This window comes from Chitinophagaceae bacterium (genome assembly GCA_016713085.1).
Lineage (GTDB): Bacteria > Bacteroidota > Bacteroidia > Chitinophagales > Chitinophagaceae > Lacibacter.
On the sequence record JADJPV010000002.1, the window covers coordinates 135295 to 150421 of the forward strand.

Annotated in this window: 15 protein-coding genes, 1 tRNA gene and 1 pseudogene; 1 reads left to right on the forward strand and 16 read right to left on the reverse strand. The window is 38.6% G+C overall.

Going from position 1 to position 15127, the window contains the following annotated elements; genetic code table 11:
• Positions 1-7: 7 nt before the first annotated feature.
• The 7 genes and pseudogenes from IPK31_13070 to IPK31_13100 form a co-directional block, all read right to left on the reverse strand.
• Complete coding sequence (locus IPK31_13070) at positions 8-157, reverse strand: hypothetical protein (protein ID MBK8088784.1); 150 nt, start codon at positions 155-157, stop codon at positions 8-10.
• The gene (locus tag IPK31_13075; protein MBK8088785.1) at positions 157-1296 is read right to left on the reverse strand and encodes a hypothetical protein; all 1140 of its coding nucleotides are present in this window, start codon (positions 1294-1296) and stop codon (positions 157-159) included. The genes IPK31_13070 and IPK31_13075 overlap by 1 nt, the downstream gene beginning before the upstream one ends.
• Before the next feature lie 89 nt (positions 1297-1385).
• Positions 1386-2522 carry a M1 family metallopeptidase gene (locus IPK31_13080; GenBank protein ID MBK8088786.1) on the reverse strand — a complete coding sequence of 379 codons (1137 nt, stop codon included), beginning with the start codon at positions 2520-2522 and terminating at the stop codon, positions 1386-1388.
• Complete coding sequence (locus IPK31_13085) at positions 2467-2991, reverse strand: hypothetical protein (protein MBK8088787.1); 525 nt, start codon at positions 2989-2991, stop codon at positions 2467-2469. The genes IPK31_13080 and IPK31_13085 overlap by 56 nt, the downstream gene beginning before the upstream one ends.
• Before the next feature lie 42 nt (positions 2992-3033).
• A pseudogene (locus IPK31_13090) lies at positions 3034-4603 on the reverse strand (M1 family metallopeptidase).
• A 43-nt stretch (positions 4604-4646) separates the two neighbouring features.
• The gene (locus IPK31_13095) at positions 4647-6062 is read right to left on the reverse strand and encodes a sugar transferase (GenBank protein ID MBK8088788.1); all 1416 of its coding nucleotides are present in this window, start codon (positions 6060-6062) and stop codon (positions 4647-4649) included.
• A 4-nt stretch (positions 6063-6066) separates the two neighbouring features.
• Positions 6067-7035, reverse strand: a complete 969-nt coding sequence (locus IPK31_13100) for a Gfo/Idh/MocA family oxidoreductase (GenBank protein ID MBK8088789.1) — start codon at positions 7033-7035, stop codon at positions 6067-6069.
• A gap of 178 nt (positions 7036-7213) precedes the next feature.
• Between IPK31_13100 and IPK31_13105 the strand changes: the two genes are divergently transcribed.
• A tRNA-Asp gene (locus tag IPK31_13105) sits at positions 7214-7287 on the forward strand.
• A 229-nt stretch (positions 7288-7516) separates the two neighbouring features.
• On the opposite strand, the gene IPK31_13110 is transcribed toward IPK31_13105, so the two are convergent.
• From IPK31_13110 to traJ, 9 genes are all read right to left on the reverse strand, one after another.
• Positions 7517-7825: a helix-turn-helix domain-containing protein gene (locus IPK31_13110; protein ID MBK8088790.1), complete on the reverse strand. Its 309-nt coding sequence runs from the start codon at positions 7823-7825 to the stop codon at positions 7517-7519.
• A gap of 3 nt (positions 7826-7828) precedes the next feature.
• Positions 7829-8128, reverse strand: coding sequence for a hypothetical protein (locus tag IPK31_13115; GenBank protein MBK8088791.1), 300 nt, complete (start codon positions 8126-8128; stop codon positions 7829-7831).
• A 2-nt stretch (positions 8129-8130) separates the two neighbouring features.
• Positions 8131-8895: a hypothetical protein gene (locus IPK31_13120; GenBank protein ID MBK8088792.1), complete on the reverse strand. Its 765-nt coding sequence runs from the start codon at positions 8893-8895 to the stop codon at positions 8131-8133.
• A gap of 142 nt (positions 8896-9037) precedes the next feature.
• On the reverse strand, positions 9038-10666 hold the full coding sequence (locus tag IPK31_13125; GenBank protein ID MBK8088793.1) for a hypothetical protein: 1629 nt from the start codon (positions 10664-10666) through the stop codon (positions 9038-9040).
• Positions 10663-11427 carry a conjugative transposon protein TraN gene (gene traN / locus IPK31_13130; GenBank protein ID MBK8088794.1) on the reverse strand — a complete coding sequence of 255 codons (765 nt, stop codon included), beginning with the start codon at positions 11425-11427 and terminating at the stop codon, positions 10663-10665. Before traN ends, IPK31_13125 begins: the two co-directional genes overlap by 4 nt.
• Positions 11428-11509: 82 nt before the next feature.
• The gene (gene traM / locus IPK31_13135; protein ID MBK8088795.1) at positions 11510-12628 is read right to left on the reverse strand and encodes a conjugative transposon protein TraM; all 1119 of its coding nucleotides are present in this window, start codon (positions 12626-12628) and stop codon (positions 11510-11512) included.
• A gap of 91 nt (positions 12629-12719) precedes the next feature.
• Positions 12720-13211, reverse strand: coding sequence for a hypothetical protein (locus IPK31_13140; GenBank protein MBK8088796.1), 492 nt, complete (start codon positions 13209-13211; stop codon positions 12720-12722).
• A gap of 1 nt (position 13212) precedes the next feature.
• Positions 13213-13830, reverse strand: a complete 618-nt coding sequence (traK, locus tag IPK31_13145; GenBank protein ID MBK8088797.1) for a conjugative transposon protein TraK — start codon at positions 13828-13830, stop codon at positions 13213-13215.
• 104 nt (positions 13831-13934) lie between these two features.
• Positions 13935-15125 carry a conjugative transposon protein TraJ gene (gene traJ, locus IPK31_13150; GenBank protein MBK8088798.1) on the reverse strand — a complete coding sequence of 397 codons (1191 nt, stop codon included), beginning with the start codon at positions 15123-15125 and terminating at the stop codon, positions 13935-13937.
• Positions 15126-15127: the final 2 nt, after the last annotated feature.

Sequence of the window (15127 nt, forward strand, 5' to 3'; positions counted from 1 at the left end):
TTCATAGTCATTTTAACACCAATGCATCCCATTGGTCAGCCATCGCATCGAGGTACCAGGAGTAACTGTAAATAAGGCCGTTTACTGAATGATCAATACAGTTATCCCATTTTGTTTTATCTATTTCAGGATGTGGTATGTAGTTGATTTGCTGCATCAGAAAGGCATGCGCCTGTCAAATTTTTTCAGACTGAGGTTTTGTATATCGATACTGAAAGCAATGTTTTTCAAAAATCGTTTTTCAGTAATGGTTGATTCAAAATAATCCCTGTACACTTTGCTGTATAATAAAGGAACATAAACAGTGATTGTATTTTTCAGGAATGACATTTGCAAACCTGCATCATATAAAACTCTGCCGGTACTTGCATTTGCTTTCCATGCATCTGCATAAGTACCGATGTCAACATATACTTTCAGTGGAATTTTTACAGGAAAAACTTTCAGGATATTTATTTGATCAGGAATATCAGTAACAAAATTCATCGCCATTAACCAGTCATCTGTTTTGCCAATTTTGGCTGCCAGTAAATCTGTACGAACTTTAAAGCCGCCATCTCTCATCATGATCTGCTGACTGGCAAAGCCCTCAAATTCATTCCTGCCAATAAAGTAATTGCTGTAAGTATAATCTTCATAGCCTTTTGGTCCTGACATGTTTAAATGATAAGGATCGGTATTGAATTGTTTACTGATGGTTTTGGAACCGAGGTAAATAAACTTGCCCGCAAAAATGCGGATATCAGCCCCCAGCGAAGCATTGTAGTTGAAGTAATAATTTCCCGTTACTGCAAGGCGAATAAATTCTTTGCCCTGTTCTGCCACCAATTCAGCTTTGTACGGATACAGAGCCCTTGTATTCTGCACAACATAACGAAACTGATTAATGTACCGGTTTGTTTGAATTGTTTTTACTTCTGTGAACCGGTTACCATTAGGAAATGTATCGCTTCTGAAACGTAACTCATCTTCGTTCAGAAAAAATGTTTTCCATTGAATGAAACGTTCTCTTGTGCTTCTTGGGTTCTTTTCTGCCAGCACAAACTTCAGCGATGGAGATACTTTCCTGAAGCCGGTTACGTATTTGTTATTGGCTGTATCAATAAAATCGCCTGTGTTAAACTTCAGCCCGTTTACTGCAACTGTAATCCGTTGAAATGTTTTCTTTGGATAGAATGTATAACCTAACCGTGCAACACCATTCAGCTGTTTACTTTTTGTGGCATACATCGGTGCAACAATGAATTGAAAAGGAGTGGAGGGTAATGTGAAATTATGCAGTGCTCCCCCAATCATTAACCCGTCGTACAAATTATTACCAATAATGGGAGAGATTATTACAACATTTTCTGTCGCCGTATTTACTCCAACAATGGGAGCAAATTTTAGTTTTTCTTTCCTTCCTGTTTTAACGGTCCGTTCTTATCTAATAAGGAAAAAGTTGAATCAAGATTTCTTCCGGTTGATTGTTCGAGTGATGTTTTTAAATCAAGCGGATAAGGATGTTTCAGTTTCCATTGCTGAAAGTAGTTTTGCATGGCTGCGTCAATTGCACTGCGTCCAAGCTGTTCTTCCAGTAACTGCATAAAGTTTGCGCCTTTCGTGTATGCAATCAGGCCATAATTGCCTTCAGTTAAACTGTCGCTTGTTGTACTTAGTGGCTGGTCTTTTTTCCAGCGCTCAAAACTGTGCAGGAAGAAGTTGTCATCAAAATTCAAATCAAATAATGTCTTCTTTTTTGCTGCTGCACGGTACCTGCTTTCTTCTTTATCAAATCTGTTGTCGTAATAGGAATTAATGCCTTCATCAAACCATGGGTACTGCTGTTCATTATTCGCCAGCATGCCCTGGAACCAGTTATGACCCACTTCATGCTGAATAACACTTTCCAGATCTTTTTCTGTTTTCATTGGAGTGATAGCAGTGATGCAGGGATATTCCATGCCGCCTTCAAAACCCATTTTTGCTTCTACAGCGGCAACTGTGTTGTAAGGATATTCGCCAATAGCTTTGGATCTGAAACGAACAGCATCTTTGATCATCTGCGTACTTTTCTTCCACACTTCTTTTCCTGCAGAAGAATATGCACTGTACACATCAACAATATGTGTGGCGCTAAATTGAATCGTATCGTAAGCAACAAGATATTTTTTGTCGGCAAACCATGCAAAGTCGTGAATATTGTTTTGCCTGTAAAGAAGCGTTTTAGTTTCTTCTTTTGGTTTTGGTAAAGATGAAGACTTAAGCGTTTTTTTTGTTTTTGTGTTTGGCAGCTTTTTTTGAGCTGCTGCTGGTTTGTAATTGATTGCTCTTTCCTTCAGCCAGCTTTTTTCTTCTTCATTCTGTAAATCACCACTGCTGAGAACCACGTAAGTTTTCGGAACAGTTACTTTCACTTCATAGTTGCCAAACTCACTGTAAAATTCTCCCTGGTCGAGATAAGGCATGGGATGCCATCCCTTCTGATCATATACTGCAGGCTTGGGATACCATTGTGTTATTTGATATGACTGACCCCACATGACCGCCTCTTGAAAAATTCTTTGGTAACTGTACATGAAAGGGTGTGGTAATTTCAATGGAAGCTCCCGGTGCCAGTGGCTGAGGCAGTAGTACTTTAATGATATCAATATGCTGCGGATGATCTTCTGTTTTTGCTAAAACAGAATTTACACGAAAATCTAAGCGATTGATATAACCACGGTCTTCTTTGTTAGAGAAATAGAAATCGGTACGCCCATTTTCAAGTAACTGATCACTGAAGGCTGTTTTATCAGTACGGAAGGCATTCGGCCATACATGAAACCAGATAAAGGTTAAGGTATCAGGAGAACGGTTGATGTACTCTATTTTTTCAAAACCATCGAGAGTATGCTCAGTATCATTCAATGTAACATCTATTTTAAAATTGACCTGCTGCTGCCAGTACGGCTGCTGTGCAAGTGTAACAGATGAGACAAATAAAAACAGGAGAGCTATGAAATATTTCACTCAGTGGGTTTTATCAAAAATAATGTGTTCTTTCGGTTACACCTATAATTTCCCCTTTCGTTTTAGCAAAGCAAAAAAATCATCCAGCTCTTTGCCGGTTGTTAATTCGAGAATATTTTCAAAGTCTTCGGGATAAGGATGACGGAATTTCCATTCATTATAATAAGCATGAATGCCCCTGTCAAATAAATCCCTGCCCAAACTCTGCTCAAGCACATAGGCCCAGATGGCTGTTTTGAGATAAATGACCATGCCATATTCATCCTTGTTTTTAAATTTTTCTGAAGCCGTTTCAATAGCTTCTTCCATTGGAATTTCATTGAGTGCATTGTAGATGATTCCCTGGAAATCTGCCGGTCCTTTCTGTTTCAGATCGGCAGGAAGAGATTTGCCGAAAATAGAATTGCTCCTGTATTTTTCTGCTTCATAACGAAACTGGAAAATGTATTGAGCCCCTCATCCATCCATGCATGTTCCCGTTCATTGCTGCCGAGAATTCCATAAAACCAGTTATGACCCACTTCATGTGTAATCACTGCATCGAGTGTTTCAGGATCAGCATCAGGACTTGTGATTAAGGTAATCATTGGATACTCCATGCCACCGCTTGATACATTGCCCGGACCTTCTACAGCATTCACAACCGGGTAAGGATACTCGCCAATCCAGTTTGAATAATTCCTTACTGCATCTTCTACATAGTCTACACTTTTACTCCATCCTGTATTGTCTTTTTTTGAAAAGAAGGTAAAGGCATCAATCACTTTTCCTGATGCTAATTGTAAGGTGTCGTACTGAATGAGAAAATCATTATCTGTAAACCATGCAAAGTCATGCACATTTTCTGCTTTGTACTGCAGTGTTTTTGTTACAGCTGATGCATTGGGTTGATAAGCGATAAAATTTTCTGTACGGTTCTTATTCAACGCACCGCTTTCTTTATACTTTTTCAGTTCTTCTTCATTCTGTAAACTGCCGGTTGCCCCAACAATATAATTTGAGGGAACAGTAATGTTCACTGTAAATGTTCCGAATTCACTGTAATACTCTCCCATGTTTAAGTAAGGAATGGGGTGCCAGCCTTTTCTGTCGTACACTGCAGGTTTGGGATACCATTGGCAAACAGCAAAGGCATCATCAATAAAACCGCTTCTTGAAAAGTAGGTTGGGAATTTTACATGAAAAGGTGTGCTGATTGTTATTTTAGTACCGGGTAATAATGGTTTGGGCAGAATGAGTTTTACAATATCAATATTCTCAGGTGTTCTTCAACAGTGATTGCCTCATTATTTACTTTAAAAGCAAGACCGTCAATATAACCCTTCACTGATTTTTTAAATTTGCTCAACCCCTGTTTGTCCCCTTCTTTATACTGATTGTATAAAGCTGTTTTATCATTCTTATACGCATTGGGCCAGAGGTGGAACCAGATGTAAGTAAGTGTATCAGGTGAATGATTAATGTATTCCATCTCTTCAAATGCTGAAAGAGATTTCTCTGTTGTGTTTAATGATACATCAATTTTGTAATGAACTTCCTGTTGCCAGTAGGTTTGCTGGGCTGAAATGGATAAGCAGATCATCAATGCAGCTAAGAGTGCAAGCGGTTTCATATGTGCTGAAATTTAATTTTCAGGTTGCGTACAGAACCTAAGATCATCTTCCTTTTCCTAAAAAAATCAAACGGATGGTATGGATGATGATCTTGATATCAAGTGCCAGTGAAATATTTTCAATATACAGCAGATCGTATTTGCTGCGTTCCACCATTTCATCCACTGTTTCTGCATATCCAAACTTCACCATGCCCCATGATGTGAGACCGGGTTTTACTTTCAGCAGAAAACGATAGTAAGGAGCTTTCTCTACAATCTGATCAATATAAAATCTGCGTTCGGGTCTCGGACCTACCAGGCTCATTTCACCTTTTAATATGTTCCAGAATTGCGGCAGTTCATCGAGCCTCCATTTACGCATTGTTTTGCCCCATGCGGTAATGCGCTGATCGGTTTCAGATGAAAGTGCAGGGCCGTCTTTCTCTGCATCAGTGAGCATTGATCTGAACTTATGGATAAAGAATTTCTTCCCTTTCAATCCCACACGTTCCTGTGAATAAAAAACAGCACCTTCAGATGAAAGTTTTACCCTGATGGCTACCATCAGCAGCAAGGGCGATAATATGATGAGTGAAACTAAAGAGACAACAATATCTATGAGCCGTTTTATATTCTGCTGCCACTCGCTCATCATGTCGGTATGCAGATCAATGAGTACAGCGCCCAGTACATTGCTTGTTCTTACAGAACCTGAGAGAATATCAATGGTGTTGGGTAAAAGTTTAATCATGATATCATGTTCACTTAACAGGCTTAATGATTGCTCCATTGACTGACGTTCCTTTTCTTCTGTAGCAATAATTACCTGTTCAATTTTATGTTCATGAATGATGTGTGCAAGATCTTTCAGAGAACCAAGCGGAGTAAGGTATTTACTTAAGCCGTTTGTGGATGTTCCATCGGGATATAAGAAACCGGTAAAACAAAAGCCCAGAGTTTCGCTTGATCCTTTGATATCCTTATACAGTTTGATTGCATTTTTATTGGCACCAATGATGAGTGTGTTGATCTGCACAATTCCTTTCAGCAACTGCCGTTTGATCCTGTTTAAAACAAGCCAGCGAAACAGCCAGGTAAAGCCAAACTGTAATCCAAACAGCAATAAGCTTTCTTTATAATAAAATGTATATGCAATGATCCTGTCATCGAGAAGAATGGCAAAGAAAATAATGAGTGTGCCTAAGATGCAGCTGAAGAACGTAAGTGTAAGCTCCTGCAATCTTGATTTGCTGTAGAGATTTTTATAACTTCCAAAGAGGTGATAAAGTGTAAGCCAGCAAAGCGGGATGAAAATAATTCCGTAAAAAAAAGTTGCATCGAAAGGCTGATCAAAAATGGATACCGCTTCGCCCAGCAATACCCTGCGCAGCAGATAAAACAATCCCCATGCAAATGTTGCAGCCAGCCAGTCGGCAATTACATACCAGCCAATATGTATACGGGGCGATGAGGTCATTCAGTTAAGCTAAAGCAGTACGTTGTATTTTCTGAAGTATCTGGTGGGCAACATCCATTGCACGTAATCCATCCACTTCACTTACAGGTACAGGTTTATTATTTACAATGGCATCTCTGAATTGTTCCAGTTCCATTTTAATGGCATTTACTTCAATCACCGGAGGGTTTGAAATAGCGATGGTTTTTTTCCCATCCCTGGTATCAATGTCAAAGGAAAATTCTTCTTTGTCGTCGTTTGTTTTCATTTTGATGATCTCGGCCTTCTTTTCGAGGAAATCAATACCAATATAAGCATCTCTGGAAGAGCCTGATCTTGCGCATTTTTTCATGCTGATGCGGCTGCTGGTAAGATTGGCCACGCAACCATTATCGAATTCAATGCGAACGTTGGCAATATCAGGTGTATCGGTCATTACCGCCACTCCGTTGGCATATACATTTTTCACATCGCTCTTTACCAACTTTAAAATGATATCAATATCATGGATCATTAAATCGAGTATCACACTTACTTCTGTTCCCCGTGGATTGAATTGTGATAAACGATGCACTTCAATGAACATGGGATTGAGTTCGAGGTCCTTTACAGCAAGGAAGGCAGGATTAAAACGCTCCACATGACCCACCTGTAATTTTACATTGGCTTCCCGAACCAGCTTTACCAGTTCATTGGCCTCTTCCATTGTATTGCACATGGGTTTCTCCACAAATACATGTTTGCCGAGACGTACAGCCATCTGGCAGAGATGAAAGTGATCGGGAGTGGGAGCAACAATATCGGCTGCATCGCAGAAAGCCATTAATTCTTCGGGGTTGATAAAACGTTTGAGCTGATATTTTTCTGCGACCGTTTTTGCAATACGGTCGCTGGGATCGTAAAAGCCAACCAGTTCAACGCCTTCTATTTCTTTCCAGTTATTGAGGTGAAATTTTCCGAGGTGGCCTGCGCCAAACACTGCTATTTTGAGCATTCAGATTTGATTAAGTGCCGCAAATATAACCAAGCTTTGTGTGGCGATGTAAAATGAAAAGATTTTGGCTGGAAAATGAGAAAAACTTTTTTTCCAAAACCTGCAAACCCCTATCTTTGCCGTCCCAAAAATGGATAAGAATCGGCTTGCTGATTTGAAATACAGGAGTAGGGTAGTTGGATCGGTAGTTCAGTTGGTTAGAATGCCGCCCTGTCACGTCGGAGGTCGCGGGTTCGAGTCCCGTCCGGTCCGCTTAATTTAGGTTGAAACCTGCTCTGAGAGCGGGTTTCTTCTTTTTTATTCTATCTGTTATTCTATCTAAAGAGCGGTTTGGTGATAATCTTGCCTTACTTAACTGTACTTTACCCTGCCTGACTGTGTTGGCATTACAAAGGTACATTTGCTAATCCTTTTAGTTATAATTCTATTCTTCAAAATATCCACAAAAAAGCAGCCGAATTTTGCTGCTTCAACTATTGGTTTATGCCTGGAGTAAATGTTTAATATCACTACCTAAAAAGTAAACCCTCGAACGGATTTTAACCTTCTTTAATTTGCCATGTTTTATCCAATCGTAAATGGTAGGCTTGGTGATTTTAAAGAGGGAACAGATTTCCTTGATTTTGTACAAAGGCTTTTCGGTAAGACCCGGAGTTTCCATTATCGGAATTTGAGCCGACTGCTCCTTTTGATTTCTGGAAACTTCCTCCCTAATTATCACCCGGATTTGCGACCAGAACTCTTCTGGCTCAAATGGTATTAAAATTGGCACTGATGTATTGTTTCCCATAACTCACTTTAAAATTTCACAATAATTCAAAATCACCCTGCTGCAAACAGAACCGTTTGTTGAAGGTTGGTAGCTGATATACCCAAACTCATGAAGATGATTCATGCAGCGATTGTAGGTTTGACGGGCATTTATTTTTGCTGTATTCATTAATGATGAACGCTTCACTTCAACCGGGTTCAACCCGCCACTCAAATTCCATTGCTGTAGTAACGCCATATACAAACTGATATGCGTTGTTCCAATTCTGGTATCATCAGCAATGGCTTTATAAAAAAGTGATAATGGTGGAAAGAGTTCCATAACTAATCATGACTGATTTTCGTTCTTTTATTTTTTGAAGAGTTGCCCACTCTTTTCTTTTTCAGTAAACCACTACCTGACGAATCCTCAGATTCTCTCCCGGCATCTGCTTCATCTAAATTTTCTTGTCGCTTCCTTTTCCCCTGGATTTGTTTTTCAAGCCATTTGTTTTGTAAAAACCGGTATGCCTCGTCTGCCGAAATACAGGCTTGCCCCTCGGCATAATAAAACCGCTGGCTTAGTTCTGCTTTGCTCTTCATTGAGCTGATATTGCCCATCAGTTCATTGTATGGAATTTCTGACCAGTACTTTTGTTTAAATAAAATGGCAACCTGTTTTCCTTCCTCTGTTAATTCCAAATCTGTTATTGATTTAATTAATTGCTCAATATTTTGCTCCTTTTCATAAGATAATTTGTCATCCGGATTAAATGATTTTTTTGTATTGAAATCGAATGCCATTTTCCAGTCAGCCGCATTCATGCCTTCTTGCAATTCTGAAATGTCAACCCCATTTATAACCTGTGTAACTAAGGATATTTCTTTTTGAAGAATAGCATCATAATAAATCAGAGAATACCCATTCAATTTTTTATTTCTTTCAAAATGAAAATTGAAAACAATTTGCCCATCGTCTTTTAATTGTTTTTCTGTGATAACAAAATCTTCTGGCATAAGGCATATTCTTTTTAATAATGGATAACCCATATTATCAAACCCAATAGCTTTTAACTGACCAGACAATACTGATATATTCTGAGCGTTCATGATGCTTTTTTTAATTTTCCAAAATTGGTTTAGGAGTACTTATGATACTCCTAAACCTTTGCCCTTACTTTCCCGTTTTTAGGCAGCAGGCTTTGTCCATTTTTCTTCTCCAATTTTTCCTTTTCAGGTTTGGCTTCCTGTTTCAAATCTTTTTTTTATCAGGCTCCTGTTCTTTTTCCATTGCCTTACCGCCTTTATCAATACCAGTTTTGTATTGTTCCAAAGATTCCTTAGCAACCATCTTCATGTTAGAATCGTACAGGGTCACTTTTTTGTACTGAGGGTCGGCTTCTATAAACATTTTATGGCTGTTGCCATCTTTTTCAATGGTTATGGATTGTACATTGCCCTTTTGCAGCGATTGCATCAGTGACTTTTCTTTTTCAGGGTCTTTCAGTTCTACTACGGCAAGTTTTTCTACAGCAGCCTTTAAATCATAGCCATAGTTTTCATGGTACTGCTTTACTTCAAAATTGTTGTTCTTGTCTTTGTTTTCAAAGTCAAGTTGAATCCAGGCTTTGTAAGGCTGACCTTCCTTTGTAACAAGGTCCTTGTGCACAGCCCGGCCATCCAGCAGGTTAAATGCTTCCTTTCCGGTAACCCCTTTACCCTTGTTCAGATAGAAAGTTTGTTCCGCTTTTTCGCCATTGTTCCGCTCCAATGAAGCATGATAATTATTGAAGAAATACATGTCTGAAGAATCAGACTTACGGAAATTCATGGTTACTTCAAAAGGCTTTTTGTTTATCTCAGCCTTATACTGCAACTGAAATTCTGCCTTTCCTTCACCCAGGTTTTTCTCCAATTCCGGTTTCAGGTTCTCACCAAAACCCATGTATTTAAGATTATCACTCAAATACTGAAAATTTTCGTTGTTCATAATTGACACATTTTTAGTTATTAAATTGTTTAGTTCATTTTCAGATTTTATTCCATAAGGTATTTGCAGCAACACATCCCTGAAAGAATGGGCATAAATGACTTTAAAATCATCAAATTCACTGATATTATTATCCGCAAACTCATTTGCTTCATCCTTAATCTTAAAGAACTGCATATCTTCCTTTTCAAGAAAGTATGGAATTGTGTTATATGCAATCCAGTTTCTGTTATTAGCTAATTCAAACTGCACCCACCCGATTGCTTCGTCAGATATTACATGCTCTTTAAACATACCGTCTATTGTTGGTATTGAAAATGCTTCTTTTATTTTTTCATACGCTTCCATTGCAGATAGGATGGTTCCATCTTCCGAAGTCACGATTAGTTTTGTTTCATAGTTGTCTCTTAGCGTCGCTGCATCAGGAATAAACCTTTCCCACTGGTCTTCAGGCCAATACTTAAACATGATTAGCTGCGCTAATTCTTTTCCTGCTTCCCCGCTGTTCAGTAGTTTTATTAATGTATCATCTGCTTCTTTGATAATATAGTTCTGGCTTGTATCTTCATTACCTGACAAGTATTGATTATAGAGTTCATCGGCTTTTATCATTTTTGCTTCCAGTTCCTTTGTGTTAATTCCGGCAATGATTGTTTCGGGAATAGGAATACGTCTTATTCCCAAAACATATTTATAAAGCGTAAACTCGTTTTGTTGGTTCTTTTTAATTTCCAGCCCATACATCAATTGGTCCCTTGCTATTTCCCGGTAATGAAAGATGGTAAAGTTTTCGAGGTCATTTGTGTTACCAGAATTTATTTCATTAGCAACCTCACCGAAACCTAATGACTCCAGCTTCTCTTTTAATGCTATGTTATTTTGCAGAGTCATTTATAATCAGGTAAGGTAACCGCCTTCATTATTTTCCTGTTCTTAATCCGCATTAAAAAATGCCTGCCACCGTTTTTTTCATTTATCTGAACGGCCATGTATTTTGCGTCTGGCACAGTAAACTTCTCTAATGCAAACACCAAAACAGAATTATTTTTGGCTTTTACCAGCCTAGTATTACCAACTATATAAACAGGTTTCAGTTCAATTTCCTGCACGGCAGTTCGTTTAGATTTCTTCTTATCTCGTATATAAAAACGGATAAGTTCAATGGTGTAGTCAACCGGGCTATTGTTGGAAATTGAAACCTGATAAAACATCATATCATTCTTAATATAAATGCCCGTAATGGCTGCATCGGTTTTCCATTTATGGTCTTCAATTCCCTTTGTTACTGGTTGATTGTCCAGGATTCCGTTTGCATACATGGCTGTGGTTGCCTTATTATTAATGGGCAGATAGTGAACCAGCACAACAGGCTTTCCATCATAACAAACATCAAAGGCATAAATACTGCCATCCTCTGTTACCACACTCAGGTTGGTTTCACTAAAACTATTGGAAGCAGCTTTTACCAATAAAATAGTCGGCACCTCTTTTACCTGCTGCGCTAATATTGACTGACTCCCCCTGTCCACATGCCGGATGGCGAATGGAAAAATGAGACTGGTGGTTTTTTCTGTTGAAATACACAATTGTGTTTGCGCCTGCGTAGCTGTGAATAACACAATTGCAAATGCTGTTATTAAATACTTTTTCATTTTTAATGTTTTTATTTTTCCTGAATATTTTGATCTCTCAGCAAAACCCTGTAACCGGCTTTTACCATTACTTTCACCTGCTTTACTTTTTACTGAGCAAACTTTTTACGGTATTGATACCGGCGGCAGCGGCTTGTGCTTTTAAGGAAGGGTCGAGTGAAGTAAGTTCCATTAGTTGAAGGCTGTTGTCGGCTGATTGTTTAGCCACATCTCTTGATATAGCCCCCGGAATGTAAATACCCGCCAGGCCATCCATATCATATACTTCCAGTTTTACCGGGAACAAAGAATTGTTATACCGTATAGAACTTATCTCAACCTGCAGCCGTTCATTTTCTAACGAAACCAAACCTGACACCATATTGTTTTTTGGTATCAGTACGCCATTAATATAAATGTCAGCAGCAAGCCTTAGTTTAATAACAGCATTGTTTACCAATATTGTATTTTCAGGTATTATGGCTTCTATTGCATTATCAGCATCATTATCATTTACTGTGTTTTCCAATCCATAAAATCCAATGATTTGATTAGTTTTTCTTTTATTAGTGTCGAGCAGACTGATATTGAAACTTGCCAGATACTTACTGACTATAAATACAGTTGCCTTCTGTTTTTGTGATTTTTCCTTCAACCGTTCCTTTACCCTGTCAGGGTGTTGTATATCCATAATTTTATCAAGGGTGTTGCTCAGTTGTTTCATTTCAGTATCTTCTGTATTGTTTTCAGCCATTCCCTGCATCATATTCCGCAACTGATTCACCTGTTGAGAAAAGTCATCATCATACGCCGCATATTTTTCATCACCGGGTTTTTCCGTAGTTGAACTTTCAGGCTTGTCAATCTGGTTTTGAAGCTGTGCTAATTTCTGCATCAGCTTTTCTTCAGGATTTGTAGCCGCAGATGAGTAAGGAGAAGTATTTAACCGCTGATTAAATTTAGAAGCAGAGTTTACAGTTAATTGCTCAATTTCATTAACCGGACTTGCAAATGAATCCGGCTTTGAAAGATAGAACGGGTCATTTTTAATTTGCTCCAAAAGCTCTAAGGAATCTTTATCAGCCTTATCATAAAAGCTGAGTTTGTTTTCGCTTTTATCATCTTTCAATTGAGCATCAGGCAGGTTGAGATTTAGCCCTGCTGTTTCAATAGGATTTCTATTCTTACCACCAGCTCCACCGCCCAGGGCCCAGAATGCCATTGTTAAAAAGGAATTACCAGCAATGGTAACACCAGCATCATTTTTCGTTTCCGCAGAAATGCCTGCGACCTTTGTTCACTTTTCATACACCTCATTTTTGTTTTTGTGAGTAATAAATCTGTTCAAGCATTATCACCGTATCCATCAGGAAAGGCCTTGCAGTAACAATGCTGTCGTATAAATAACTTTTGCTTTGCTTCAGGCTGTCTAAATACTTTTTAAATTGTTGTATTTGATTAAAGGTTTCTTCATCAACCGAGTTATCCGTTGCCATAATGTCATCACCGGTACTCTCAAAGTGTTTTGGAATACTGGCTTTATCAATTTGCAGAGCCTTATTATTTGCATCAGTATTTACTATCGCATCTGTAAAAAGATAAATGCTGTAGCCGCCGCAGCCTATGCAGAAAATAATCAAGTACAGTTTTAGTCTTTTCGTATTCATACCTGCAACTATTTTATTCATCCCTTTTGCAAATTTGATTTGAACAGCTATACCTGCTTTTGCAATCTTTCCGGCCACTTTGTCGGAAACTGCATTGCCCGGTTCAACTTTCTTCTTTTGTCTTTTAAATAACCACATATCACCTGGTTTGAGTATTGATGTCTGCGTTTTCTAATGTTTGCCATTTCTCTATCAGAAATCCATGCGGATTATTATCTGACCGTGAAACGTTTCTCAAATACCCTTCGGTAATTAAACTTCTTGTGATGATGGATGTAGGGCGGATGATAGTTTCCTTACCCTTGTACTTAAAATAGTAAGGATATGAATTGATACTAATTTCAATACTATCCATCTCAATTTCCTGGCTGATATTACCGGCAATGAGATTGGAGAAATAACCATTCTCTTTCAGGTTATCATACTGCTGCTTGGCAGAATTGTCTGCCAGGTAAAGTGCTTTTGTGATATTTGTTTGTATTACCTTATCATCCGGGTCGAGGGTGAAGAAGAAATGATGAAACATTTTTACATGGTCTTTTGCTTCAACAGGTATGTTATCTTTTCTGTCGGCAGCAAAAGCTTCTAATGCCTTACCATTTGCCAATATGAAAACCTTTTGCTGCGATTGTGATGCTAACTGGTAGCTTTTGTATGCTATAAACAGAGAGATAAGAATACACCCAGCTATAAATGCTATTGAGAATAACCGTATATAACGGAATGCAGAATCTATATTTTTCATTTTTTTGAACATTACTCACACTAATCTTTTCTCACTTGTTTCATTTCAAAAACCCGTCCAAGTACATCTAAACACCAGGTAACTGAGGTAGTCCTACTCTTTATTGGGTATAGCTTTTAACTTTTCCCACTCAACTTATCCTTCATATACCCTCCACCACCACTATTACCCTCTTTAAAATACCCTTGCGATACACCAGCATCTGCCATACTGCTGCTGATTTTATTGTAGCCACTTCCTAATGCATCTTTTGCCATTGAAGCGCCACCGCCAACAATAGTGCGGCTGGATGTACTCATCATATTAGTTACTTTATACAGCAGTGTATTACCACCACCGGCATGTATAATATAATTGGCAACCGAAGGAACAGTGAAGTATCCGATGATGCCGATAATCATAAAAATAAGATAGGCAGTATCGGTAGTGCTAAAGAAGGTGTCGCCATTAGTGGCAATCTGATGCAAATCTTCTTTCAACATATTCTCCTGAATTTTGCCCATGATGCCACCAAAGATATTTGCCACCGGCAGCCATAAAAAGATATTAAGGTAACGGGCAATCCAAACAGTGAGTGTATGCTGAAAGCCGTCAAATACAGCAATACCAAATACCAACGGGCCGAGTATGGCCAATACAATCAGATAAAATGTTCGTATAGTATTAATACAAAGTGCTGCCGCCTCAAACAACACTTTTAAAACTTCTGCCATCCATTGCTTGATGGAATTGCGAAAGTTATAAGAGAATTTTGCAAAAGCAAATTTAATGTCGTTGCCAATGCTTTTAAGCCAGCCTTCCTTTTTATCTGCGTAATTATATTTGTACCATTTGTCTCTGTCTCCGCTACCATTAGGTCCCACATACATTTGCCAATAAGCGGTTTTCTTAATGGCTTCTTCTTTCATAGTTAATAATTGAGCAACAGCCTTATCCGAATCAGTAACCATTGCAGCGGTTGCTGTAACGGTTGGTTTCATAACTCCATTAATCATCGCTATTACGGAAGGAAATATTAAAACTGCAAAGCCTAAAACAAAAGGACGAAATAATGGATAAAAATCTACCGGCTCTGCACGGGCAATATGCCCCCACACCCTTGATGCAATGTACCAAGTGGCTGCAAAGCCAGCAATACCACGACCTACTCCAATCAGGCGACTGCATAGTGGCATCATATCATCGTACAACTTTTCAAGTACTTCATGCAGGCTCCGTATCCTGCCTGCCGCACCCTGGGCTTCTGCAAAGTTTGGAATTAAAAATATTAATACAGCTATACCGATTAATCTCACACACAATTTCATAT

Bases quoted from the DNA above. Each gene is read 5' to 3' on its own strand.
- IPK31_13120 (MBK8088792.1), bottom strand. From the start codon at position 8,895: ATGAACGCTCAGAATATATCAGTATTGTCTGGTCAGTTAAAAGCTATT.
- IPK31_13110 (MBK8088790.1), bottom strand. From the start codon at position 7,825: ATGGGAAACAATACATCAGTGCCAATTTTAATACCATTTGAGCCAGAA.
- traK (MBK8088797.1), bottom strand. From the start codon at position 13,830: ATGTTCAAAAAAATGAAAAATATAGATTCTGCATTCCGTTATATACGG.
- IPK31_13115 (MBK8088791.1), bottom strand. From the start codon at position 8,128: ATGGAACTCTTTCCACCATTATCACTTTTTTATAAAGCCATTGCTGAT.
- IPK31_13100 (MBK8088789.1), bottom strand. From the start codon at position 7,035: ATGCTCAAAATAGCAGTGTTTGGCGCAGGCCACCTCGGAAAATTTCAC.
- IPK31_13070 (MBK8088784.1), bottom strand. From the start codon at position 157: ATGCAGCAAATCAACTACATACCACATCCTGAAATAGATAAAACAAAA.
- traJ (MBK8088798.1), bottom strand. From the start codon at position 15,125: ATGAAATTGTGTGTGAGATTAATCGGTATAGCTGTATTAATATTTTTA.
- IPK31_13125 (MBK8088793.1), bottom strand. From the start codon at position 10,666: ATGACTCTGCAAAATAACATAGCATTAAAAGAGAAGCTGGAGTCATTA.
- IPK31_13095 (MBK8088788.1), bottom strand. From the start codon at position 6,062: ATGACCTCATCGCCCCGTATACATATTGGCTGGTATGTAATTGCCGAC.
- traN (MBK8088794.1), bottom strand. From the start codon at position 11,427: ATGAAAAAGTATTTAATAACAGCATTTGCAATTGTGTTATTCACAGCT.
- IPK31_13080 (MBK8088786.1), bottom strand. From the start codon at position 2,522: ATGTGGGGTCAGTCATATCAAATAACACAATGGTATCCCAAGCCTGCA.
- IPK31_13075 (MBK8088785.1), bottom strand. From the start codon at position 1,296: ATGATTGGGGGAGCACTGCATAATTTCACATTACCCTCCACTCCTTTT.
- traM (MBK8088795.1), bottom strand. From the start codon at position 12,628: ATGGCATTCTGGGCCCTGGGCGGTGGAGCTGGTGGTAAGAATAGAAAT.
- IPK31_13140 (MBK8088796.1), bottom strand. From the start codon at position 13,211: ATGTGGTTATTTAAAAGACAAAAGAAGAAAGTTGAACCGGGCAATGCA.